Source organism: Actinomadura hibisca NBRC 15177 (genome assembly GCF_001552635.1).
Lineage (GTDB): Bacteria > Actinomycetota > Actinomycetes > Streptosporangiales > Streptosporangiaceae > Spirillospora > Spirillospora hibisca.
Genome location: NZ_BCRO01000040.1, coordinates 20,573 through 44,649 on the forward strand (window position 1 = coordinate 20,573; position 24,077 = coordinate 44,649).

General features: G+C 71.0%; 22 protein-coding genes. 12 read left to right on the forward strand and 10 right to left on the reverse strand.

The window, feature by feature from the left end:
- Positions 1–692: 692 nt before the first annotated feature.
- Complete coding sequence (locus tag AH6_RS19405; RefSeq protein WP_157431575.1) at positions 693–2,714, forward strand: tetratricopeptide repeat protein; 2,022 nt, start codon at positions 693–695, stop codon at positions 2,712–2,714.
- 440 nt (positions 2,715–3,154) lie between these two features.
- Here AH6_RS19405 and AH6_RS46680 read toward each other — a convergent pair whose 3' ends face one another.
- From AH6_RS46680 to AH6_RS19425, 5 genes are all read right to left on the reverse strand, one after another.
- Positions 3,155–3,286: a hypothetical protein gene (locus AH6_RS46680; RefSeq protein ID WP_281180260.1), complete on the reverse strand. Its 132-nt coding sequence runs from the start codon at positions 3,284–3,286 to the stop codon at positions 3,155–3,157.
- A gap of 5 nt (positions 3,287–3,291) precedes the next feature.
- Positions 3,292–4,245: a hypothetical protein gene (locus AH6_RS19410; protein ID WP_157431576.1), complete on the reverse strand. Its 954-nt coding sequence runs from the start codon at positions 4,243–4,245 to the stop codon at positions 3,292–3,294.
- Positions 4,246–4,678: 433 nt separating this feature from the next.
- A complete protein-coding gene (locus tag AH6_RS19415) occupies positions 4,679–5,899 on the reverse strand; it encodes a helix-turn-helix domain-containing protein (RefSeq protein ID WP_067481807.1) in 1,221 nt (406 codons plus the stop codon).
- A gap of 342 nt (positions 5,900–6,241) precedes the next feature.
- A complete protein-coding gene (locus tag AH6_RS19420) occupies positions 6,242–7,159 on the reverse strand; it encodes a recombinase family protein (protein ID WP_245679381.1) in 918 nt (305 codons plus the stop codon).
- A 221-nt stretch (positions 7,160–7,380) separates the two neighbouring features.
- A complete protein-coding gene (locus AH6_RS19425) occupies positions 7,381–10,029 on the reverse strand; it encodes a tetratricopeptide repeat protein (protein ID WP_218005884.1) in 2,649 nt (882 codons plus the stop codon).
- A gap of 233 nt (positions 10,030–10,262) precedes the next feature.
- Here AH6_RS19425 and AH6_RS46685 point away from each other — a divergent pair, with 233 nt between their 5' ends.
- Positions 10,263–10,388: a hypothetical protein gene (locus AH6_RS46685; protein ID WP_281180261.1), complete on the forward strand. Its 126-nt coding sequence runs from the start codon at positions 10,263–10,265 to the stop codon at positions 10,386–10,388.
- A gap of 360 nt (positions 10,389–10,748) precedes the next feature.
- On the opposite strand, the gene AH6_RS46690 is transcribed toward AH6_RS46685, so the two are convergent.
- On the reverse strand, positions 10,749–10,880 hold the full coding sequence (locus tag AH6_RS46690) for a hypothetical protein (RefSeq protein ID WP_281180262.1): 132 nt from the start codon (positions 10,878–10,880) through the stop codon (positions 10,749–10,751).
- Between the two features lie 380 nt (positions 10,881–11,260).
- Between AH6_RS46690 and AH6_RS19430 the strand changes: the two genes are divergently transcribed.
- Positions 11,261–11,791, forward strand: coding sequence for a hypothetical protein (locus AH6_RS19430; protein ID WP_067481811.1), 531 nt, complete (start codon positions 11,261–11,263; stop codon positions 11,789–11,791).
- A 261-nt stretch (positions 11,792–12,052) separates the two neighbouring features.
- Here the strand turns inward: AH6_RS19430 and AH6_RS19435 are convergent, their stop codons facing one another.
- The 4 genes from AH6_RS19435 to AH6_RS19450 form a co-directional block, all read right to left on the reverse strand.
- The gene (locus AH6_RS19435) at positions 12,053–12,709 is read right to left on the reverse strand and encodes a hypothetical protein (protein ID WP_157431578.1); all 657 of its coding nucleotides are present in this window, start codon (positions 12,707–12,709) and stop codon (positions 12,053–12,055) included.
- A gap of 353 nt (positions 12,710–13,062) precedes the next feature.
- Entirely contained in the window at positions 13,063–13,425 is a 363-nt protein-coding gene (locus AH6_RS19440; RefSeq protein ID WP_083983181.1) for an HIT family protein, read from the reverse strand.
- A 10-nt stretch (positions 13,426–13,435) separates the two neighbouring features.
- Positions 13,436–13,843 (reverse strand): hypothetical protein, encoded by a 408-nt coding sequence (locus tag AH6_RS19445; protein WP_067481815.1) that lies wholly within the window; start codon positions 13,841–13,843, stop codon positions 13,436–13,438.
- Positions 13,844–14,462: 619 nt separating this feature from the next.
- The gene (locus tag AH6_RS19450; RefSeq protein WP_067481817.1) at positions 14,463–15,839 is read right to left on the reverse strand and encodes a helix-turn-helix domain-containing protein; all 1,377 of its coding nucleotides are present in this window, start codon (positions 15,837–15,839) and stop codon (positions 14,463–14,465) included.
- A gap of 160 nt (positions 15,840–15,999) precedes the next feature.
- On the opposite strand from AH6_RS19450, the gene AH6_RS19455 reads away from it, so the two are divergent.
- The 9 genes from AH6_RS19455 to AH6_RS19495 all read left to right on the forward strand — a co-directional run bounded on the left by AH6_RS19455 (position 16,000) and on the right by AH6_RS19495 (position 24,065).
- Positions 16,000–16,824 carry a 2-keto-4-pentenoate hydratase gene (locus AH6_RS19455; RefSeq protein ID WP_218005885.1) on the forward strand — a complete coding sequence of 275 codons (825 nt, stop codon included), beginning with the start codon at positions 16,000–16,002 and terminating at the stop codon, positions 16,822–16,824.
- Positions 16,814–17,812 carry a hypothetical protein gene (locus tag AH6_RS19460; RefSeq protein WP_083983183.1) on the forward strand — a complete coding sequence of 333 codons (999 nt, stop codon included), beginning with the start codon at positions 16,814–16,816 and terminating at the stop codon, positions 17,810–17,812. The genes AH6_RS19455 and AH6_RS19460 overlap by 11 nt, the downstream gene beginning before the upstream one ends.
- On the forward strand, positions 17,809–18,852 hold the full coding sequence (gene dmpG, locus AH6_RS19465; protein ID WP_083983185.1) for a 4-hydroxy-2-oxovalerate aldolase: 1,044 nt from the start codon (positions 17,809–17,811) through the stop codon (positions 18,850–18,852). The genes AH6_RS19460 and dmpG overlap by 4 nt, the downstream gene beginning before the upstream one ends.
- Positions 18,849–19,925, forward strand: coding sequence for a beta-ketoacyl-ACP synthase 3 (locus AH6_RS19470; protein ID WP_067481821.1), 1,077 nt, complete (start codon positions 18,849–18,851; stop codon positions 19,923–19,925). The genes dmpG and AH6_RS19470 overlap by 4 nt, the downstream gene beginning before the upstream one ends.
- Before the next feature lie 20 nt (positions 19,926–19,945).
- Entirely contained in the window at positions 19,946–20,170 is a 225-nt protein-coding gene (locus AH6_RS19475) for a phosphopantetheine-binding protein (RefSeq protein WP_067482086.1), read from the forward strand.
- Positions 20,171–20,175: 5 nt separating this feature from the next.
- Positions 20,176–21,072: an HpcH/HpaI aldolase/citrate lyase family protein gene (locus AH6_RS19480; protein ID WP_067482088.1), complete on the forward strand. Its 897-nt coding sequence runs from the start codon at positions 20,176–20,178 to the stop codon at positions 21,070–21,072.
- Complete coding sequence (locus AH6_RS19485; protein WP_083983187.1) at positions 21,072–21,689, forward strand: MaoC family dehydratase; 618 nt, start codon at positions 21,072–21,074, stop codon at positions 21,687–21,689. The genes AH6_RS19480 and AH6_RS19485 overlap by 1 nt, the downstream gene beginning before the upstream one ends.
- Before the next feature lie 60 nt (positions 21,690–21,749).
- Positions 21,750–22,970 (forward strand): GNAT family N-acetyltransferase, encoded by a 1,221-nt coding sequence (locus tag AH6_RS19490; RefSeq protein WP_218005886.1) that lies wholly within the window; start codon positions 21,750–21,752, stop codon positions 22,968–22,970.
- Between the two features lie 189 nt (positions 22,971–23,159).
- Positions 23,160–24,065, forward strand: coding sequence for an aminoglycoside phosphotransferase family protein (locus AH6_RS19495; RefSeq protein ID WP_067481823.1), 906 nt, complete (start codon positions 23,160–23,162; stop codon positions 24,063–24,065).
- Positions 24,066–24,077: the final 12 nt, after the last annotated feature.

Here is a 24,077-nt window from a genome sequence, read left to right on the forward strand (position 1 = left end):
GGACATGCAGCTGGTGCTGGGCCCACAGGTACAGCTCCTGGACATGGTCGGGCGGCGGGTCGCCGGTGTGGCCGTCGTCGATGGCCAGCGCCATCTGCGCGGCGGTCGCGGCCAGCTGCGCGGCGAAGTCGCGCGCCTCGCTCCAGGCCGCGGTGCGGCCGCCGGGCTGGGCGCGCAGATGGGCCTGGACCCGGACCTCGGTGACCGACGCCGGAGCCTGCTCACCCCGCGGCGGCACCGGTGTCAACGCCCCCGGCATCTCCACTATGTCCCAGACCGGCGAGACCGGCGAGGCCGTTCGGGGCAGCGGCGCGTCCGCCGACACCGGGAGCGGGGCCGGGGCGGGAGGCGGAGGTGTTGCCGGGCCGCCGGGGTTCTTGCGGGCCCGGTAGGCCTTGGCCTGGCAGGCCCGTGAGCAGTAGGCGCGCGGCCGGCCCCGCTGCTTGGCGGCGAACTCGGTTCCGCAGACCACGCAGACGGACACGATGGCCCTCCCCTTGTTTTCGTCACGCGCTGGTTGTGATGAAAAGGACGCTATCCCGGCCGCGTGACGAAAGCCAACGGTTCCGTGACGAAAAACCGGGCGGGGGTCGCGGCCCGCGCACCGCTCCGGCTGCCGGGCGCCGGCGGCCTGGTGCGGCCGGGCGGCGGTCGGCTGCAGCCGGTGGGGATCGGGGTGGATGATGCCGATTATGGCGCGGCGAGGACGATCCCCCTCCGGTGGCCCGGAGCCCGACGGCCCCCTGCAGGAGACGGCGCCGGCCGAGGTGCTGTCGGCCGGGGAGCGGTCGGTGGGGGTGGGCGGGCAGGCCGAGGTGAGCGGGCAGGTCGCCACCGGCGACCACGCCGTCCAGGCCCAGCAAAACGCCCACTACGCCGGCCCCCGTACGTTCGTTCAGACCGGCCCGGGCAGCACCGTCAACCTCACCCCCGCTCCCGCAGCGCCGGGCCAAGGGGTTGTACAGGAGGCGGGGCCGGTGCCGGTGCACCTGCCGCCGCAGGCGGGCGAGCTGTTCGTCGGCCGTCAAGACGAACTGGAACGGTTGGACACTACGTTCGGTGTCGGCGACGGCGCGCGCGCCTCCGACCCGCAGGCCGGTGAAGGTGAGGGCCCGATGGCGGCGGTGGTGCACCAGCGGCCGGTCGCGGGCCGGGTGGGGGCGGTGCACGGGCTGGGCGGGATCGGCAAGTCGGCACTGGCCGCGCACTGGGCCGCCACCCGGCACCGGCCCGGCGAGGTGGTGTGGTGGGTCACCGCCGACAGCCCGACCGCCATCCAGGAAGGGGTGGCGGGGCTGGGGGCGGCGCTGCTGGGCACCGGCGCGGCCAGCCAGCCGCTGGAGGTGTTGTTCGAGCACGCGGTCGGCTGGCTGTGCAGCCAGCAGGGCTGGCTGCTGGTGCTGGACAACGTCGAGCGGCCCGGCGACGTGGAACCGGTCCTTGGGCGGCTGCGCGCCGCAGTCGGCGGGCGGGTGCTGATCACCACCCGGCTGCGCACCGGCTGGTCCCGCATCACCCATCAGATCATCGCTCTGAATGTGCTCCCGCTGCCGCAGGTCGTCCAACTGCTGGAGCGCACCGTCACCACCGAACGCCCCGGCCTCAACCTGGACGGCGCCGAGGAGCTGTGCCGCGAGCTGGGATGCCTGCCGCTGGCCGTGGAACAGGCCGCCGGGTTCCTGACCGAGAACGGCACCGGCCCCCGCGCCTACTTGCAGCGGCTCGCCGCCTACCCCGCTGCCACCTACGCCCGCACCGCTCCTGGGTGCGACGACACCGATCGCACCGTGGCCCGGGTGTGGCACTCCACCTTGGACCACCTGACCGCCGACACGCCCTTGGCCGGCACCGTGCTACGAGTGCTGGCCTGGTGGGCACCCGAAGCCATCCCCCGCACCCTGCTGAACGGCCTGGCCGAACTCGACCAACATGTGATCGAGCAGGGCGGGGCGGTGGCGGTACAGGACGCGGTGGCGCGGCTGGCCGCCTACAACATGATCACCCTGTCGCGCGACGGCCAAGCAATCAGCGTGCACCGACTAGTCCAGGCTGTTGCCCGCACCCCCGCCCCCGACAGCGTCAACGACATCCACCGCTGCCCCGCCGACATCACCGTCGCCCGCCACCACGCTACCGCCCTCCTCAACCACACCCGTCCGAAAAATCCTGAAGATCCGGGCGGGTGGCCTACTTGGCGGGCGCTGCTTCCCCACATCGACGCTCTGACCGACCATGCACCCGTCGGCACCGACGACGCCGCCACCGCCCGGTTGTGCGCCCAGACAGGTTTGTTCCTCCGCAACCAAGGATTTCTGCTCCGCAGCATTAGCTACCTGGAACGTGCCCGAACCACCTTCGAGCGGGTGCTGGACAAGCATCACCCCGACACGCTGTCCTCCCGCAACAAGCTAGCTGTTCTCTACCGCGCTGCCGGTGACCTGGAGCGGGCCATTCAGCTGTCTGAGCAGACGCTGGCCGACCGGCAACGGGTGCTGGGCGACCACCACCCCGATACCTTGACCTCCCGCAACAACCTGGCTCGCGCCTACCACCACGCCGGGGCCAGAGAGCAGGCGATCACGTTGTTGGAGCAGAACCTGACCAGTTGCCGGCGGGTGCTGAGCGAGGATCACCCCGACACCCTGCGATCCCGCGCCAACCTGGAGGCAGCGTTGCGTGCGCGTGACGGTGAGGGTTCGTCTGCTGGTTCGTAAGGTTGGTGTTCGCTGGATGGCCTGGTGGTCTACTCAAATACGCGTTCTATGACGGTCGTGGTATTGGGGGCGCTGGCGCGGAAGTAATGGGCAATGGCGCCGACGGCCAGGACGGCTCGGATGATGCCGGAGATGGTGAGCGGTCCGCGCTGCCAGGTCCACAGCGCCTGGGGCTGGCGGCCGCGCCCCTGCAACCACGTCGTCAACGGCTCGCGCGCGGCCGCGGGGGATTTGGCGGGTGCTGATGTACAGCAGCGCCGTCTCGATCGCCGCATCGCGGGGCCGCTCGACGCGTCCTGGGTGGCGGGGTGGGGTCTTGGCGGTGCGGCTTCCTGCTGGTCGGGTACCTGTTGCATGATGGGAATGGCCCCGCCCGAGGGCGGGGCCGGGCGATGGTTCGCTACTTGGTCGTTCTGAGTTTTGGTTGCTAGGCCGGGGTCTCAGGCGATCAGGTAGCGGAACCCTTCGACGAACAGCGTGCCGATCGAGCCGCCGGCGGCGGCGGCGATGATCGCGCCGGGCAGCGTAGACACGTTCGTCCAGCCACGCCAGTTCATCTTGGGCTTCTCCATGCTTGTCACCTCCTCTCGTCGGCAGTGGTGACTTGGGCGGGGAGCAGGAAGATGTCCGCGGTTCCGACAGGCTCCTGCCGGAGGCCGTTGAGGATGGTCTCGGCCTGCGGGACGGGGACGGACGGCTTCGGCGTGGAGGCCTCGCTGCTGCTCGCCTTGGCCGTGTGCTGGGAACCCTGGCTCTTGGGGGCGGGGTCCTTGGGGTGGTGCTTGCGGACGTTCAGGTCGAACGGGGGGCAGAACCCGTAGAGGGTGCGTTCGCCGTACCCGGTGCGGGTCTCGCCGGTCTCATAGGTCTGAGTGCCGGTCATGTTGATGAGCCCGGTGTCGGTCAGCTCCTTGACGCCCCGCTCCAGGGTCGATTTGGAGATGCCGTAGTAGCTGGCGAATGCGGTGGTCTGGGGCAGGGCGAACTGCGCCTTGCGCAGGCTCATGCCGATCAACATCACCGCCTTGCCGACGATGGTGAGCCTGTGGTGGTAGCCGTCTTCCCAGTACTGGAACGGCAGCTGGAAGTAGATCTCGTCCAGCGCGCTGTACCCGGCGGCGGTAGGCCGGGTGTACGGGCGCTTGGTCCCGTCCTCCCGCAGCTTGGTGACCCGCGTCAGACGTCCGTCCTGCGACCGCGTGATGAGGTTCAGCCGCTCCAGCTTCTGCCACAGACGCGAGACCGGAGCGCTGGCCGATCCGTCGGTCGCGAAGGACACGCCGGTGGCGCGCGCCCAGGTCTCAGACCGCTCGGTCACGCCGAAGTCGCCGCCGGTGGTGACGGCATGGACCAGCAGCAGCAGGTCCAGCGCCGACTCGTTGCGCATCAGGCCGGTCAGCGGCCCGGGCTTCGAAGTCGACCGCGGCCCGTCCTCCACCGCGTCCTGCACGAGCGAACGCCGCAGCGGCACCGTGCGGTTGCGTCGCTGCGAACGATCCAAAAGCCACTTGATAGTGTCGTCCTGCGTCATCGGCCGCTGGCTTCGGCCAACCGCGCTGGGGGGCATCTCTGGCGTCACGGACATCAGTGTGCTGCCTCGCCGAGCTTGCCGCCCGCGCCCTGCGGCCGCAGCCTGTGCATCCCCGGCGGATGCTTAGGACAACTTCGGACGACTAAGGACCCCCGTCGGACGCCCGATGCCGCGCCCTGAACGGTGTCTATGCAGCTAGCGTCCACCCTGACGTTTTTGATCATTGCGGCCTCAGATTCTGATCATTGACGCCTGATATCGCGATCATTGCTTTTGTGGGGCGGTGACCTCTCGCGGTTGCTGCTGTGCCCGCCCGCGTGGCACCGGCTTGGAGCCCGCGCGGGCCCGTTCCGGCCGGACCGTCGGCTCCGGCGGCGGCCCGCGCTCGCTGATCGTGCGGCCGGTGAGCTCTGGTCACCTCGGTGGGCTGCGGCTAGGTCTGCCGGAAGTAGGCGTCGGCCTTCTCTCTGATCCGGGCCAGGCGCTTGGAGACCGGGCTGTGGTTGGCGTAGCCCAGCAGCTCGGCGATCTCGGTCAGTTTGGTGACGCCGCTGTGCAGCAGGACCACCACCTGCCGTTCGCGTGGGTCCAGCAGGGCCAGGAAGTCGCCGTACACCAGGCCGTCCAAGACCTCGGTCTCGGGACCTTGCACCGGGATGGTGTCAGTCAGCTCGACGAACCGCACCGCGACCTTGGAGCGCTTGCTGTACAGCTTGCGTTCGAAGTCCTCGCGCGCGAACGACCAGTGCTCGGAGAAGTCGTCCTGCACGCGGTGCTCCCGCACCGCCTCCAAGATGCCGCGCAGCCGGCCGTCGGCGTCGGCGTGCTCCACGGTCGCCCGCACCACCTCGGCCGCTTCGGCCTGGCCCTGCCACAGCTCGCTGCCCACCCGCGGGCTGACCGCCACCGCGCCCTCCAGGACCGAGCCGTCCTCCAACGGGACCGGCTCCTGGCCCACGGCCTCGTCCACGCGCGGGAACCCGCCGAGGATGTCCTGGATGGCGGCGGTCACCGGCGGGACCCAGTAGTCCAGGTTGTGGGCCAGCAGCCGGATCGGGTCGCTGCCGGAGAACGCCCGCAACGGCGAACCGGAGACCAGGTACCGCCACACCGTGGCCGCCCACGCCCGTGACAACCGGTGCTCGAAGTCCGTCGGCAGAAACCGGTCGACCGGCGCGGTGTGCGCCACGTAGGGCCATTGGCCGCAGCGCAGCGGCGGCAGCCCGTAGCGCTGGACCGTCGAGTGGGACAGCAGGTGGAACAGCGGGGAGTACTCGTAGTAGCGGCTGTCGGTCCGGGGCACGAACACCACGTTCACATCGCCGCGATCGGCGATCTGGCCGATGACCGGTGGCAGGTCGTCCTCGGCGAAGAACCGGCGCCGCAGCTGCGCCGCCTCCCACAGCAGATTCCACTGCGCAACGGTCACACTTAGCTGCACCTCTGCCTCATCCCGATACCGAGATAGCGGCAACGTGACGTACTCCGGCGCGGCAGGCGCCTGCGGACGGATCACGCGGCGATACAGCATGCCCGCCGACAGGTTGGTGGCGCGCGGGTAGAGCTCGGCTGTGACGGTGTCGGGGTCGGCGTAGAAATCCTTGCGCTGGAGGACTTCGATCTCCGCGTCGGTGAGCTCGCGTTCGTCGGTCATCGGCCCGGAACCTTGGACGGTGGTGTCTGCCATATCTACATCACGGCACAAGAGGCCGCTGTCGTTCCGCCACGCCAGAATTCACCCACATCACTCGACGGACCAGGTAATGGTGCAGGAACGCCACAGGCATCCCGCCCCAGACGAGGATCACGCCGAGGAGCCAGCCAGGGGCTCCTGCCGCCGGTCAACGGCAGCAGCCCCTCGGGCCACCTGAAGCGGCGAGGTACTACTTCTTGGAGTCGACCTTCAGGTGGAGCGTGTTCACCAGCACAAACGCCACGATCGTCGTCACTATGACCGCTCTCGGCCGGCAGGCTCACCACCGCAGCTTCCTGATCGTCACCCGCCGAACGCCGCTGAAGCTTCAACTACGTCCCGGCCCGCAGCGGGGTCGGCGGCTCGGCTGGTGGTCTGGTCGTGGTCGCGCAGCATCCGCATCACGGTGGCCGGTGAGGGGTGGCGGCCCTTCTTTTTGCCGGTGGTGATGACCAGGCGGGCGGCGATGTCGCGCAGGCTCATGCCCTGGTCACGCAGGTGCAGGGCCATGCCGAGCATGGCGGGGTCGGCGACGGTGGCGCCGCCGATGGTCTTGCCGCGGGCGCGGGCCGATTCCTGACCTTCCAGGGTGCGGTCGCGGATGTACTCGCGCTCCATCCCCGACAGCGCGGCCAGCACGGTGAACACCACCCCGCCCGGGTCGTGCGATCCCTGCAGTTCGCCGGTGAGGAACTCCAGGGCGATGCCGTCGGCGCGCAACTGCTCGGCCAGCGCGGCCAGCTCGATGCCGCGGCCCAGCCGCTTGTGCTCGTGCACCACCAGCATCACCGCCACCCCGGCCGCGCGCATCTCCCGCGCCAGCGCGATCGCCTTGTCCAGTTCGGGGCGGACGGTGGCGCGGGTGGAGATCTTCTCGGCGAACACCCGCCCCACCCCGGCGGCGGCCAATGAGTCGAGCTGGGTGTCCAGGGACTGGCGGAGCGTGGAGGCGCGCGCGTACCCGATCCGCACCCGCCCGGCCGGCTCGGCCCCGGTAGCGGCCGGGCGCGGCAGCTCGGTCCACACCGACCCGGGCTTGCGCACCGCCGGGGTCGGCACGTGCAGCCTTTTCGCCAGCGCGGGCACCAGGCGGAAGCGCGCGGTGTGGTAGTTGACCGCGACCACGCCCTTGGCGGTGCGGCACGGCGACCCGGCCGGTGCCGCGCACGTCGACATCGGGCAGTCCTGGGCCTCCACGGCCCGGAAGTCGTCCTTGCTCACCCCACCACTGTTTCATAGGTGTGTTTCACGAGTCCAGATGTTTGAAACGACCTATGAAACAGTTTCTGGTGGAGAACGCCCTAGATCGCGGCCGGAGGCCGGACTGTTTCATAGGTGGTCACCTATGAAACAATCCGCCCATGTGGGCGGCGAGCGGCACCACAAGGGCGATGCGCCGGATCCGAACCACCAGGACGCCGTAATCTAGATGTCCGCGTGACTCATTCGCCCTTTTCGGCCGCCTTGCGCCAGTACGCCAAGTTGGTGCGGGTGGTCAGGATGCGGGGGTGGTCGGGACCCAGCACGCGCAGCTGATCGGTCAGCAGTTCTTCGAAGGCGGCCGCAGCACCTGTGAGATCCCCGGCCTGGCCCCGACATGCGGCCAGGTTGTTGCGGGTGGTCAGGGTGTCAGGATGGTCGGGACCTAGCACGCGTAACTGGTCGGTCAGCAGTTCTTCGAAGGCGGCTGCGGTCCCGGCGGGATTCCCGGCCCAGCCCCGCCACACGGCCAGGTTATTGCGGGTGTTCAAGGTCTGGGGATGGTCGGGGCCCAACACGCGCAGCCGATCGACCAGGAGTTCTTCGAAGGCGGCTGCGGCGCCAGCGGGATCCCCGGCCTCGCCCCGCCACATGGCCAGGTTGCTGCGGGTGTTCAGGGTGTTGGGGTGGTTAGGGCCCAGCACACGCAGGACCTCGGCAAGGAGTTCTTCAAAGGCGGCCGTGGCCCCCGCGGCGTCCCCAGCTTCGCCCCGCCACATGGCCAGGTTGTTGCGGATGTTCAGGGTGTCAGGATGGTCGGGACCTAGCACGCGCAGGGTCTCGGTCAAGTGTTCTTCGAAGGCGGCTGCGGCTCCCGCGGCGTCCCCAGCCTGGCCCCGCCACATGGCCAGGTTGCTGCGGGTGTTCAGGGTGTTGGGGTGGTTAGGGCCCAGCACACGCAGGACCTCGGCAAGGAGTTCTTCGAAGGCGGCTGCGGCTCCCGCGGCGTTCCCGGCCTCGCCCCGCCACGAGGCCAGGTTGTTGCGGGTGGTCAGAGTATCGGGGTGGTCGGGACCCAGCACCCGTAGCTGGTCGGTCAGCAGTTCTTGGAATGCGGCTGCGGCACCGGCGGGATCCCCGGCACGGCCCCGACACGAAGCCAGGTTGTTGCGGGTGGCCAGGGTCTGGGGGTGGTCGGGGCCAAGTTGTTGCTGGCAGGTGGCGTGCAGGCTGGTGTAGGCGGTGATGGCCGCAATGGGCTGCCCGCTCTCGCCCAAGCTGGTGGCGGCGCGGAACAGCACGAGGTGGGCGCGGTCCTCGGCGGTGAACAGAGTGGTGCCGGCGGTCTGCTGCAGGGCGGTGGTGTTGGCGCGCAGGATCTGGCCGAGTTCGTCGCGTTCGATCGGGGGCCAGGTCTCCAGCAGGGCGTCGGCGGCGCTCTGGCCGAGCTCGGCGAACAGGGCTGAGCCGTGGTCGGGCTTGGATTGGAGGTTCTCGCGGGTGGCGCGCTGGATGAGCTGGTGGATGCGGACCTGGCGGTGGGCGGCGTCACGGTCATAGTTGATCAAGCTGTAGCGGTGCAGCAGCCGCAGCCCCTGGTCGATGACCTGATCGGCTAGGTCATCTGATTCGAGCAGATAGGAGGCGATGTAGTCGCGAGCAGTGGTGCTGGTGAACACCGCGGTGGGGATGCCGTTGGGGTCCAGGACGCTGGCCAGCTGGATCAGTGGCCGGACCAGCCCTTGTGGGCGGTCTTGGTCAGCGCGGTCGATGGAGATCTCCCACACCGCCGAGACGATCCGCTGGTCCTCGGCCAGGTCGCCCGCTTCGGGGACGGTGTCGGCCAGCAGCTTGCCGGCCAGCAACCGGCGGTAGTGGGCGCAGTCGATGTCCTGCTGGACCATGTAGGCCGCAGCTTGGGCCAGCGCCAACGGCAGATGCCCCAACTCTCTGATCAACGCGGCACGCTGGTCGGGGTCGGCGGCTAGATCGCCCAGCCGGTCCCGCAGATAGGCATCGGCCTCCTGGTCGGTGAACAGGTCGACCTCCACAACGCGGGGGCGCAGACCGGGCGGGGCCAGGTCGCGACGGCGAGTGGTCACCACGGTGGTGCCCGCAGGGAAGGCCGGTGGCCACAGCCCCCGCAGGTCGCCGTGGGCCTGGACATCGTCCAGCACCAGCAGCCAGCGCTGATCGGTGGTGGCGGCCCAGTCCAAGAACGCCCGGGCGGCGTGGTCGGCGTCGTCGCGGTCGGCCAGGCCCAGGCGGACGGCGGCGTTGGCGTAGGCGTCCACCACCCCGGCCCGGCTGGCCGCGATCACCCACACCACCACCTGCACGCCCCGGTCGCGGGCGGTGCGGGCGTAGGCGGCGGCCAGCTGGGTCTTGCCGATCCCACCCGTCCCGGTCAGCACCTGGCACACCACCACCGTCCCCGAGCCTTGCGCCTGCCGGTCCAACCGGTCGGCAACCGCGCGGCGCTGGAAACTGTCGGCCTCGGGAGGGATCTGCCCCACCTGCACCAGCGGCGCAGGCTGCCACGCGGGGGCGGGCGGGTGCGGCACGGGCGGGCGGCCGCCGACGTCAAGTTCGGCGCGCGCCTTGGTCCAGGTGTCGCGCCACCAGACCGGCGGCGGGATGAGGGTGCCGGGATTCTTCTGCTGGGCCAGGGGCCGCAGGCACTCCTCCACCAGCCAGTGCACGGTGTCCAGGCTGGCCGGAACCCGCCGGCCGCGACGCCACTCGCTGAAGGAGCTCTTGTTAAACCGCACCGCCGGGCGGCGCCGGGCCGCCCGGACCTGTATGGCCTCCCCGGTCGGCGCCCCCGCCGCCTGGTGCAGCTCCCGCAGCCGCTGGGCGAAGACCTCGACCGCACTCACCGGATCTGTCACCGCACCCTCCCCACCATGGACTCCCCGAAGTGACGCCCGGGTCTGGGCTGCCAGCGGCCGTGAACCGGAGGCGATCGGATCTGATCGCCAACCCTTCACAAAACCCGACCAAGCCAGGTCACCACGGTCCTACACCCGACGGGCCCGCGCCAGAAAACCCTTCAAACAGGCGCAATCAAGTCACCGCCCCAGCTCTCAGAGGGCCCGGGACCACCCGACGAAGGAGATCGCCCATGCCCGCCCCGTCACTTCGCACCCGGCTCAGCCGCATCGCACTGACCGCGTTCGTGCGCGGCACCGCCACCGCCGCCGGCGCCGCCCTGGTCAGCCTGACCACCTGGTGGATCACTCACCACTAACCCCCCCACGACCCAGGTGGCCCACCCCGCCAGGCGTGGGCCACCTTCCACCTCCACAGCGACGGCAACCGCAACCCTGATCTATCGTCCTCCCACCACCCCGACCGTCCAGCGTCCCGACCAGCTCCACGCGCCAAGCACCAGCGCGCCTTCAACAAACGGTCAGCCCGAGCAGACGACGCCCCCACGTTGTTGAAGGAGTTGTTGAAGGCATCCACCAGACATGCAGCGACCAAGGACGTTGACCTGCAAGAAACGATGGTTTTTTGACGAGTCATCGCATCAGGCAGGCGGTGATCATCCCTGTGTTCTGGCCACGCCGTTGCCGGGCCCCGGCGTCCCGGGGCCCGGCTGGCAGGTTCAGTTGCGCGGCTTGCGGGACGACAGCCAGCCGGTGATGGCTGCCGCAGCCAGCGTTGAGAACACCGGCAGGATCAGCTGTGCCTGCTCACGAGGAACCCAGAAGGCGACGGTGATAACGACGCCGACCACGAGGACCCCGACAAGGAACGCGGTCCCAAGGCGCTTCACGCGCTTCGAGAGGGGATGATGGCGGTGGGGGGACGGTCTTCCAAACAAGGATGATCCCTCTCTGTTGTCGGCGCCGGCCTCCCGCATGGGCGACCAAACCGTCAGGAGGCCGGCGCTGCACGATCCGCCTCGAAGCACCTCCGAGGCGGGCTTGACAACAGCCTCTCCCAACCCCCAGACCACTTGTCGAGCAGGGAATTCCTCGGGGCACCACAGGTCATGGTGTGACCTGCGTGGTTGTGGTCAGCCGGTCTGTGTTTTCCCGTGTTGATGCGTGCCCAGAGTGGTTCTCGCTAGTATCGGCGTGCTTACCAGGACAGATGTGAGGGATTCTTAGCCGGATGCCCAAGCTGTTGCGAATACCGGACACCACCGCCCTGCCTGCGGGGCCAACCCGTGACTTCGTCGAGCTTCTGTTCGACTATCACCAGATAGCGCGTCATCCCACGTTGGAAGCTATCTGCGAGCAGATCAACGAGATCCCCGAGGAGGAGCGGCTGGGAACCGCGAGCCGGGAGACGGTTCGTCGGATGTTCCACGGACATGTGCCCCGCCACTGGCAGACCGTCGAGGTGGTCTTCGACGCCCTCTGCCAGCTCGCAGGCGTCGACCCGGACCGGAAGGTGAGGTACTGGGACCATCGGGATGACGAGCGCGTAGAGGCCGACCGGCGCAGCCAGATGCAGGAAGTTTGGAGCGCGGCCCTCTACGGCCGCCCAGTCGACAAGCCTCTGTTCCGTGGCATCAACTTCGACTACGAGGAACCCGAACCGGAACCGGTGGGCAGTAGCAGCCGTTTTCCTGCCATCGACCCTTGGGCCACAGGCGGCAACAGCCGCGGGGGCAGTTACAACGACGACCCACCGTTCTGAACGGCCTCACCGCAGCCTTCGTAGGACCGCCCGCAACAGCCTGGCAGCAGAGCTGCGCAGCTTACGGGGGGAACAGCGTCTCGGCACGGGTTCTGCAACATCCCCGCTTGCGCCAACAGAGCGTTGTTGAACGCAAGACTCCGTGACGCAAAACCGATCGTTAACGGGCGCTCGCCTAGGTGAGCGATGCGTGGCCCCCAGGCGCTGCGACGGCGCCGAAACCCAGCGGGGCACGCTCGGGCGGACGCGTGTAGGTGGCTGCTACCGGTCGTCTCTAGGAGCGGGGGCGGACTGGTTGACGACCACGATGCGCGGACGGCGGAACGCTCCACGGAACGCCGCGACCGACAGCAAGCTCCAGGCGACCACCGCCACCCCGGCCGCGGTCGCGCGGGAGGCCTGCGGGACGGTGCCGGCCCACACCATCGCCACCGTCAGCGCGCCGGTCAACGTCCAGCCCACCCGCGCGCCCCACGACCCCAGCATCGACCACACCAGCAGCACCACCTGCGCTGCCAGCCACGCCCCGGCCAGCGCGTCGGCCGACATCGCCAGCCCAGCCGAGTGCCCGGTCAGGTAGTGCTCGACGGGCCGGTAGATGGTCTGCGGAACGCCCACGGTCACCAGGCCCTCCACCGCGCCCTTGCCGAGTTCGGCCACGCCGCCCAGCAGAGCCACCACCAGCGCGACGACAAACGTGACCGCCGACAGCACCACCGACAGCGTCACGACCGCGACCACCGAGATCTCCCACCAGGCCCGGCCGCCGTCCGCGTACAACTCGACCAGCCCTGCGAACCCGTCCTCGCCGTACACCTGGCGGTGCTGGCGCACCGACTCGCGCACCTGCCCGCCCCACGGCCCCTCGCGCGTCCGCCCACGCCCACCGGCGGTCACGGTCACGGTCCTGACGTGCACGATCCTCGGCGGCTTCCGCCTCGAACCGGCGCCGCCGCTCGGCGCCCTCTGACGTCTCCGGCCGCTCCTGCGCGCTGCCAGCCTCTTCGCTGCCGTCAGCGTCTTCGGCGTCGTGGTCGCGGTGGGCGAACAGGTGGCGGGGGCGTAGTGGGGTGACCGGCTCGTCGGCCGGGGGTTCGTCTCGCTCGTCCATGCCCGCACCGTAAACGCCGACCATGACAGATCCCCAGCCGCAATGCGCCCCTCAACCCCTTGATGACCAGCACAGATAACCCGCTCCACCGCCGGTTGAGGCGCCTTAGAAAAAGCCCTGGCCGCTGGTGGCCGCCCTGTCCTCCCAGCGCGTCCCGAGATCATGGGATTCCGGGACGGCCGGACGGCGCAGCGGGGGCGCTCCAGGGCAGGGCCAGGCCGTCGTCGTCGCGGCGCGGCACCACGTGCAGGTGCAGGTGGGACACGGTCTGCGTCGCGGCCGCGCCCCGGGAGGTGATGACGTTCACCGCCGGGTACTCGGCGGCCAGGACGGCGGCCCGCGCCATCACCGCCGCCGAGACCGCCGGGTCAGCGGCGACGTCGGGCACGTGAACGCGCGGCAGCACCAACACGTGCCCGGCCGTCACCGGCCCCAGCGGCACGATCGCCAGCACCTGGCCCCAGTCGGCGACGATCGCCGCCGGGGCCTCCCCGGCGGCGATCGCGCAGAACACGCAGAACATCGACGACTACTCAGTCGTCGGCGCCGTCCCCGCCGCCCGTCCGGCCGGCGTAGGCGGCCAGCAGGGCGTGCCCGTGCTCGCGCATCCACCGCTCGTGGCCGACGTCGGGGGCGGGCCAGACCCGCCGCCAACGCGGCGCGCCGTCGGCGATGACGACCTGGTCCAAGTACTCGACCGGTTCGCCAGCGCCGTCGGGCATGCCATGTTCCAGGACCACCAAGGGTCCGTAGGCGGCGGTCAGCACCGTGTAGATGTCCTCGACTGAGTTGGCGATGCTGGCGCCCTGGCCGACGTCGGTGACGATGACCAGCCGGGAGCCCGGTGGCCGGTCCTGCGAGGCGTCCCACACCCGCAGGTGCGCCATCCCGCCACCGGCCAGCGCCGGGGACCGGTAGCGCCAGGCCGGGTCGTCGGTCACGAGCGGCCCGGGGGGGCGGTAGCGCCGGAAACACCACGTCCGTCATCGAGTCTTCCTCTCTTGGCCGACGCGCTCGGCGTCGGCGCGCTTCTCGGCGACGATCGCCGCCGGGGAGGCCTCGGCGGCGATCACGCAGAACACGCAGGTCATCGGCCGCTACTACTTCTTCTTGGAGAAGTCGCGGCTGATGCCCTTCGTGTTGGTGCCGGTGACGATGGTGACACCGTCACCTCCACGCGTTTCGGTGAAACGCCTGCAGAACGCGAACGCCTATGGCGAACGTCCATCGCCGCGCTGCTGCGCGCGCAGCTCGGCCAGCCAGCCTGGCACGATCCCCTAGCGCTCCCGCCACGCCGCCAGCCGGCACCGCGGCGAGCAGTACTGCGCGTCCGAGCGCTTGCGCGCCCCCACCAGCCACGACCTGTCGGACACTGCGCCACCGGCCGCAGCACCCGCATCTCAACACCGGTCAACCCCCACGCCGCCCCGGCCTCCACCAGCCGCGCCAACGCCGCGTCGTACTCCGCCCGGGCCCGCCACCTCTTCCCGAACATGCCTATAAGGCGCACTCGTCGAGTTCGTCGAGTTCGTCGCGCTGGAGGGTGATCTCGATGCGCGATCAGGCGTGGGGGAAGATCGTTTTCTGTAGTTCGCTCGCTGCGGTCGTGGATCGTGTGCCGATGAGGTCGGCGATGTCACTGACCTGGGAGAGGAGCAGTGGCACGCGGAGACGGGCGGGGATCGCGGTGATCGCGTCTGCGGCGACTTTCGCCGCCTCATGTGGATGGTTCTGGCCGGTCAGGTAGCGGGCGCGGTCCAGGAAGATCAGTGGCCGGTCCATCACGTCGGTGGTGGGGTAGCCGGCCAGTGCCTTGTCCTGCTCTCTCCAGGCGTCGCGGTGTCCGGTCCGGGACAGCACTTGCGAGCTGTACATCGTCATCTCGCGTTCGGGGAACCCCCACCAAGGTTCGTTGGCTTGCTCGGAGGCGACGTTGCCGAAGATGACGCGGGCTTTGTCGAGTTCGGTGTGGGCCGCGTGGACGTTGCCGGTCTGAGCGTGCGCTCGCGCGGCCAGGCCGGCGAGCTGCGCGGCCGCTGGGGTGGGCGAATCTTCGCCAAGGGCATGGCGTGCTCGAAGGGCGATGTGGATCACGCGCTGTGGTGTTCGGCTGTAGAAGGCGTCCATCGCCTCGGCCATCGCGACCCAGTACTGCTGGGCGGTGTTGCCGGACAGATCGGCGTAGCGGCTGGCGGTGTACAGCCATTCGCGGGCTTGGCGGTCTTGAGCGAGGTCGGTGTGCAGCGCGCCGGTGAGGCCGCACAGCCGGGAGGCGATCAGGTGGAGGTCGCGCTGGTGGGGGTACCGCTTGGTGAGGGAGGCGATCTCGGCCAGGTCAGGGTCCAGGCGGGCCAGGAGCGCGCCGGGTGGGGTCGTGCCGTAGGCGTGGGCGTGCGTTCCGGTCAGGTCCCACCAGTGTTCAAGGTCGGCGGCCGGGAGTTGGCGGCGCAGGTCGGCGGTCATCAGGGCGCGGGTGTCGGTGAGACTGACGGCCAGGGGCGTCGCCGCGGCTAGGGACAGGAACCTGCGACGATCCACATCTTCCTCCAGGTCGTGAGGAGCGGGAAGTGCCTCTCCCACCAGGGTAACGATGGGTTCGTCTTCCGCCAGTCCGAGTCTTTCGAGCGTCGTGCGGAACCACAGGGCCAGGTAGCGGCGGTAGTAGGCGTCGGGTCGGCCTCGGCCGTTCTCCCAGTTCGACAGCTGGGAGGGGCTCGGGCTCGGGGCACAGGGCCGGTCCTCGTCGGCGGCCAGTCCTTGGATGCCGGTGATGACCTGGGCTTGAGTGTGGCCTGCGGCGAGCCGCCATGCCATCAGCAAGGTGGGGGTCTGGGCCTTGTCGAACACGGTCTGGGTGAGCTGCCAGGGAGTCCAGCCGGCGTCCGCGGCGGTCGCCCGCAGCTCCGCAGCGATCGTGTCTCGCCGGCGCGGTTCCACGGACGCAACGTAACACCGCGGCGGCGATCGGCGGCGGTCGGCAAGGCCCCGGCCGGGTTGTGAATGACTCGCAACCCGGTTGCGAGTCATCGGCGATTCACCGGGTCTGGTGCGGCGGGTTTGTCTGGAGGCCACCAGCGTCCAGGAACGGAGAAACCTGATGGTCGACCGCATGCCCTGGCCGCCCCCGGCGAATGCCTGGTGGGCCCAGGAAGCCCGGCGACTGCATGAGGCGGAACGCGTCGTGGGTGAGGTGGCGTTGCTCAGCAGGCGCCGCCGCGGGGTGACGCTCGAAGATGCCTACCGGGTCCAGCAGTACGGCGTCGCGCTGCGCATGCAGCAGGACGCGCAGGTCGTGGGCCACAAGGTCGGTTTGACCTCGCAGGCCATGCAGCGGCAGGTGGGCATCAGCGAGCCGGACTCGGGGGTTCTGCTGGACACCATGGCCGTGGTCAACGGCGGGACCGTCGCCCTGGACCGGCTGCGCGCGCCCCGTGTCGAGGCGGAGATCGCCTTCATCATCGGCGACCAGGACACCAACGGCGCTCAGGGCGGCGCTCGGGACGGCGGCCGGGGTGGGAGCGTTCCGGGTGTGGCCGGGGTGTGCCTGGCGCTGGAGGTGATCGACAGCAGGTTCGAGCTCGACCAGATCACGCTGGCCGACAGTGTCGCCGACAACGCCGGGTGCGCGCGGTTCGTGCTCGGCGACGTCCGCCCGGCCGCGGGCCTGGACCTGCGAGGTGAGGAGATCACGCTGACGGTGGCCGGGCGGGCGGTTGAGCGCGGCCGCGGTGAGGCGATCTTGGGGGATCCGTTCCGTTCGCTCGTCTGGCTGACGCGCCGCTTGGCGGATCTGGGGTTGCCGCTGCGGCCGGGGCAGGTTGTGCTCGCTGGCGCGGTCCACGCCAGCGTCCCGCTCCGGCGCGGCCAGACCGTGGCGGCTTGGTCGGCTCACCTGGGGCGGGTGGCGCTCGATGCCGCGTGACGGCGGTGTTCTGCGCGCCGGTCCCTGGCCGGGCTCTCGGACGGCTCCGGCGAGCCGCCGGGTGCGCGCGGCGGTCATCGGTGCCGGGCAGTTGGGGATCGACCTGGCCCGGCGGATCTGCGGTTCCCCGTGGCTGGACTGCGCGCTGGTGGTCGGTGGCCCCAGCAGCGACCGCGGGCTGCGGCTGGCCGCCGCCTTGGGGTGTGCGGTGTCGGCTGCGGGTCTGGAGGCGGTGACCGCGGCGGATGTCGATGTGGTCTTCGACGTCTCGAACGCCTCAGCGCGCCACTGGGCCGACCTGGTGGCCACCGGAGTGGTGCTGCTGGACCTGACCCCTGGCAGCAGCGGGACCATGGTCGCCCCGACGGTGAACGCGGCCTCGGCCGACTCCTGCTGGCATCTGAACCTGGTGTCGTGCGGAGGGCAGGCCGTCCTGCCGGTGCTGGAGACGATCGCCCGCCACGGCGGTCGGGACGCCGTGCAGTACGTGGAGGTGGTCACGACCGCCGCGGCCGCCAGCGTCGGCCGCCACACCCGGCTCAACCTGGATGAGTACATTGCCACCACCCAGGACGCGGTGCGGCAGATCGTCCTGGGCGGCGACGCCGCCCCTGGGGCCGGTCCTGGGGCTGGCCATGAAGCTGGTCACGGGGCTGGTCACGGGGCTGGTCACGGGGTCGTCAAGGTGCTGGCGAACCTCACTCCGGCGCTGCCCGCTCCGGCGTTCCGCGCCGAGGTCGCCGTCATCTGCCCAGGCGTCGAAGAGCGCGCGCTGCGCGCCGAGCTGGCCGCGGCTGCCGCTGCGGTCCGCGCGTTCGCGCCCGGCTACCAGATCGTGGCCTGCCGGGTGGACGGGGACCTGGTCCGGGCGTCGGTGACCGTCACCGCGACGGGCGCCCGCCTGCCCGCCTACGCCGGGAACGTGGAACTCATCAACGCGGCCGCGGTGCTGCTGGCCGAACGGTACGCGACCTTGAGGAAGCCATGACCATGCAAGCACCCTCCACCACCCCCTCCACCAGTCCCTCCTCCCGGCGGGTGGTCATCCACGACCCGACCCTGCGCGATGGCCAGCACGCCGTCGGGCACCGGCTCGGCGCTGCGCAGATGGCCGCCTACGCGCGGGCCGCCGACGCCGCGGGCATCCCGGTGGTCGAGGTCGGTCACGGCAACGGGCTCGGTGCCTCCTCGTTGCAGATCGGCCGGGCGGCGATCCCTGATTCGGTCATGCTCACCACCGTCCGCCAAGCGCTCACGCGTGCGCAGATGGGGGTGTTCATGGCGCCGGGATGGGGCACCGGCGACGACATCCGTCGCGCGGTCGACCACGGCGCCGAGGTGGTCCGTGTCGCCGCTCATTGCACCGAGGCGGCCGTCACCGAACGGCATTTGGGCCTGGTGCGCGAGCTGGGCGCGCAGGCGCAGGCGGTGCTGCTGATGAGCCACATGACCGGCGTCGAGCAGTTGGCCGTCCAGTGCGCGCAAGCGGTCTGCTTCGGTGCGCAGGCGGTCGGGATCATGGACTCGGCCGGGCATTACCTGCCCGCTGACGTCTGCGAGCGGATCGCTGCGATCTGCGCCGCCGTGGACGTCCCGGTGATCTTCCATGGGCACAACAACCTGTCGATGGCGGTTGCGAACTCGGTCGCGGCGGTCCAGGCCGGAGCGGGCGTCATCGACGCGTGCGCGCGGGGGTTCGGCGCGGGCGCGGGCAACACCCAGCTGGAGGCGCTGGTCGCCGTCCTGGAACGCATGGGCCACTGGACCGGCATCGACCTTCGTGCGGCACTGGCCGCCGCCGACGTCGCCGAGCAGCAGTTGATGGACCGGCCTGCGGCGATCGACTCCGTCGCCGTGTTCTCAGGGCTCGCCGGGGTGTTCTCGGGCTTCAAGCGGCCGGTCCTTGCGGCGGCGGACGCCGCCGGCGTCGATCCGCTGGAGGTGTTCGCCGAACTCGGCCGCCGCCAGGCCGTCGCCGGTCAGGAGGACCTGATCGGCGTCGTCGTCGGCGAGCTGAGGCAGCGGTGAACGGCCCGGCGTCGGTGAACGGCCCGGCGTCGGTGATCGGTCCGGCGGCGGTGATCTGCGGGCTGGGCGCCGCGCTGCCCGACCGGCGCGTCCGCAACGAGGAGATCTGCGCGGGCCTGGGGGTGGACGCCGACTGGATCCGCTCCCGGACCGGGATCTGCTCCCGGGCCCGCGCCGCCGCCGAGGTGACCACCGGTGACCTGGCCGTCCAGGCAGGGCGCCGCGCGCTGGCCTCCAGCGGGAACGGCCAGGTGGACGCGGTCGTCCTGGCGACCATCACCCCCGATCACCGGTGCCCCGCCACCGCGCCCGCTGTCGCCGCCCGGCTCGGCCTGCCTGGTGTTCCCGCCTTCGACCTTGCCGCGGCCTGCACCGGCTTTCTCTACGGCCTGCAACTGGCGGCGGGGCTGATCACGCTCGGCGCGGCGGCGCGGGTCCTGGTCATCGCCGCCGACCGGATCTGGTCCCTGACCGATCCCGGCGATCGGGTCACTGCGCCGCTGTTCGGCGACGCCGCGGCCGCGTGCGTGGTCAGGGCCGGACAAGCCGCCGAGCCCGGCGCGCTGGGCCCGGTCGTGCTGGCCGCCGACGGACGCGACGGCTCGGCGATCGTGGCACCGCACGGCGGGTTCTTGACCATGCGCGGGCCGCAGACCTTCCAGCACGCCGTCACCCGCATGTCCCAAGCCGCCCACCAAGCGGTCCAGGCCGCCGGATGGGAGCTGACCGGCGTCGACCGGTTCGTGCCCCATCAGGCCAACGCCCGCATCACCGCAGCGGTCGGCCGCCGGCTCGGCCTGGACGACCAGCGGGTGCTGCACCACATCGAGCACGTCGGCAACACCAGCGCCGCCTCCATCCCCCTCACCCTCTCCCACGCCTGGGCGACCGGACGTCTCCGAGCCGGGCACCGGGTGCTGATGGCGGCCTTTGGAGCCGGTCTGACCTGGGGCGCCGCCACGGTCGTGTGGCCGGACCTCACCCCCGTCGGCGACCATCCCGGCGATGGCCACCCCGGCGATGGCTGCTTCAACGATGACTGCTTCAACGATGACCACTCCCGCGACGACTAGGAGTCTTTGTGATGGGTGCCGTGAGTACTGAGCTGCGCGACATGCTCGCCGTGCTGAAGGTGGAACCGGGCGACTGCGGTCCGGACACCGGCCTGGAGGAGGCGGGCTTGGACTCCCTTGCGCTCGCCGAGCTGAGCCTGCTGCTCGCTGAACGCGGCGTGCAGGTCGGCCAGGACGAACTGGCGGCGACCGCGACCCTGCCCGCGCTCGACCAGCTGATCGCCTCACGCCTGCCGGCCCGGTGACCGAGATGGGCACGCGAGCCGCCGCACAGGGCGTGACCTGGCTCATCACCCCCGGGTCAGAGCCCGGCCGGTATCCGGCCGCGCTCACCTGCGGCCCCGACGTCGCCCTGCTGGACCTGGAGGACTCCGTCCCTGCAGAACTCAAACAGCAGGCGCGCACCGCCGCCTTGGACTTCCTCATCGACACCACGCTCCAGACCACGACCCAGACCACGGTCGAGACCACGGTCGAGATGCCGGTGCTGGGGTTGCGGATCAACGCGCCGGGCACCGTCTGCGGCTTGCGGGATCTGCTGGCCCTCACCGATACCGCTGCCCGGCCCGCGGTGCTGCTGATTCCCAAAGTCGAAGCCGCCCGCGACGTCGATCTGGTCGCCGACGTCCTCGGCACCGACCGGCCCGCCCTCTGGGCGCTCATCGAAAGCCCACAAGCCATCAGCCGGCTCCCCGGCATCCTGTCTGCGCGCGCCCTGGCCGGGGTGGTGTTCGGCGCCGCCGACTACGCCGCCGCCGCACGGTGCCGCCGCACCGACCGCGCTCTGCTCTACCCCCGCGCCGCCCTGGCCGCCGCGGCCGCCGCGGCGGGCCTGCCCGCGGTCGACTCGCCCTACTTCGACCTCGCCGACCCCGGCGGGCTGCGACGCGAAGCCCAGCAGGCGCGCGATCTGGGATTCACCGGCAAGGGCGCCGTCCACCCCAAGCAGCTCCCGAGCATCCAAACAGCCTTCCAGCCCTCCGCCGACGAACTCGACCACGCGCGAGCGGTGGTCCGCGCCGCCGACACCACGGCGGGGATCTCCACCGACAGCAGCGGCCAGATGGTCGGCCCGCCCCTGGTCGCCGCCGCCCGCGCCCTGCTCCAGCAAGCCGAGACCACCCGCACCCCGCCAGGAGCGACCTGATGACCGACGCCCTCCCCACCGGCGCCCTCGCTGCCGCCGCTCTGCCGGTCACCGCTCGGCCTTCCGACTCCCGCAACACCACCGGCCCGGACGAACCGGTGCCGCCCGGCTACCGGGCCGTCGGCGACCACCGGGTCCGCGAGCTGGTCGGCCGCGGCTTGGACGAGTTCGTCATCGGCCAGATCATCGAGCACCGGCCCGCCCGCACCGTGACCGAAACCGACCACCTGCTCACCCTGGCGCTGACCGGCAACCCCGCCCCGGTCCACAGCGACCTGGAGTTTTGCGCCGCGACCGGCCGCGACCGGCCCCTGGTGTGCGGGATGGTCACCCTCGGCATCGTGCTGGGCGCCACCGTCCGCTCCACCAGTGGCCTGACGACCGCCAACCTCGCGCTGGACGCGCTCCGCCTCGAACACCCCGTGCACGTCGGCGACACCCTGCGCGCCGAAACCCAGATCCTCGCCGCGCGCCGCTCCACCAGCCGCCCCGAGCACGGCGTGATCACCTGCCGCGTCAACGGCTACAACCAGCACCACCAGCGCGTCATCACCTTCACCCGCGCGTTCCTGGTGCCCGCCGACGCCGACCCGGTCCGCGCCACCACCGGCTACTGACCCACCCGACCACCCCACCCGGCCACCCTGGCCGACACCAAGAACAGGAAGGAGCCCGGCGTGACCGACAACGACCCGGACACCTTGGACGACGTGGGCGAGGAGGCGGATGAGGAGGTGGAGGTGGTGGCCGCTGATGAAGCCCTGTGGAACCGGTACACCGACCTGGCCACGCGCAGCTACGGCCACCCCATCCCCGACCTCGCCCACCTTCAGCCCTACGCCGACACCCGGGTCGCGCTACGCGGCGGCCAGGTCATCGCAGGCGGCCTCGGCCTGCTGGTCCCGCAGTATTTCGGCGGGCGTCCCGTCCCTGCGGCATGCATGGCCGCCGGATGCGTCGCCCCCGAAGAACGCGGCCGCCACCTCACCACCCGCCTGCTGGCCGACCGGATCCGCCCGCTGCGCGACCAGGGCGCGGTCCTGGCGACGGTGTGGACCACCTCCAGCGGATACGGGCACCGGCTCGGGTGGGCCGCCCCCGCACCGGCGTTCACCTGGACGATCCCCACCGAGGAACTGCGGCGCAGCTTTCCCGACACCGGCTACCAGATCAGCCACGGCACCAGCCCCCAGACGCCATCGCTACAGCAAGAGCTGGCCGCTGGCTGGAACGGGCCCTGGCAGCGTCCGTCCTGGTGGCAGACCTGGCAGGCCGACAAACACCCCCAGTACGCCACCTACCGGTTCCACCTGCCCGGCCACGCCCCCTCCGGGCTGCTGTCGGTGGCGTCCGGCCACGACGACACCGGGCAGCGGCAGGTCGTGGTCCACGACTTCTGGGCCCGCACCGGCGGCGACGCCGCCGCGATGCTCGCCTTCCTCGGCCGCTACAACAGCCGCATCCCCATCGTGCTGTTCCAGCGCACCGGCCTGCCGCCCACGCCCGTGCTCCTAGAGCAACTGCACCGCATCGGGTCGGCGGCCGCCCGGCACTGGCATCCCTGGATGATCCGCATCCTGGACCTGGGGGAGGCGATCCGGCGGCGCGGCTGGCCCCCCTCCCTCAACACCGCCATCCCGATCGAGGTCGCCGACACTCCCACCGCACCACCCGCCCGGTACACGCTTCTGATCGGCGACGGACAAGCCGACCTGGAACCGTCCTCGGCCCCCGGCCGCTGCACCCTGACCCGCCGCCAGTTCGCCGCCTGGTATGCCGGCGGCTACCGCACCACCACCGCCGCGGCCCTCGCCGGCGTGGACGGCGACCAGGCCACCATCGCCGACCTCATCCGCGCCACCAGCGACCGCGAACCCTGGCTGCCCGAACACTTCTGAACGGAGAACCCGCAGGTGCCCCGCCCACGCGCCGCTACGCCATCCCGTGCCGCCACCGCAGGAGATGAGAGGATGAGCGGTCCCGCCGCGGTGACGACGCTCGGCATCCCGTGCAGCACACGCGCCGCACGCGCGCCGGGGCGGGGCTGCCCCGGGACCTCACCGCGACACCGGAGACACACCCCGACGATGCGCGACACCGCCCTGCCCGACGACCTGCCCCACGGCCTGCCCGCCGATCTTCGCCCCTGGGTGGCCCGCCACCTGCCGGGCGTCACCACCGCGACCGACGTGTCCTGGAACCGTGCCAACTCCCGGGTCTGGCGCCTGGACGGCGACACCACCGCCTACCTCAAGCTCAGCCCCTCACCGCGCAGCTACGCCCGCGAGACCACCGCCTACCGGCACGCCGCCGTACTCGGCCCCGGTCAGGCAGCGCGGATGCTGGCCGCCGACCCGGTTCTGCAGGCCGTCCTGACCACCGCGCTGCCCGGACGCATCGTCCGGGACCTGCCCCTTGATCCAGCGGTCGAGACCCGGGTGCACGAGTTCGCCGGGCGGCTTCTGCGCCGCTGGCACAGCCATCTCGAAACCGCCGCGCCGCACGCCCGGCAGGCGCTGAGGAAAGAGCTGGCCGACCAGGCCGCTGAGGCCGCCGACTGCCTGGACGAACTCGGCGATCGGCTGGACGGCGCCCAGCGCGCCCTGGTCCGCGACGTCGCCACCCAACTGCCCGGCCTGGCCGCCGAACTTCCGCTGGTCTACCGGCACGGCGACTACTTGCCGCGCAACTGGTTGTGGGACGCCGACGCCCAGACCCTCGCGGTGATCGACTTCGAGATGGCCGACCACGGCCTGGCCGTCCAGGACATGGTGTGGCTCCACGGCGCGGTGTGGCCGACCCGCCCCGACCTGCGGGCCGCCTTCCTCACCGGCTACGACCGTGAGCCGGCCGCGCAGGAACACCGCGTGCTGCTCCTGCTGACCGCCCGCCTGGCCGTCTCCTACCTGGCCACCGGCCTGGCCAGGAACGACACCGTTCTCATCGACCGCGGCCATCACGCACTCAGCGCCTTGGCTCGTACCGGCGTCTGACCTCACGAAACC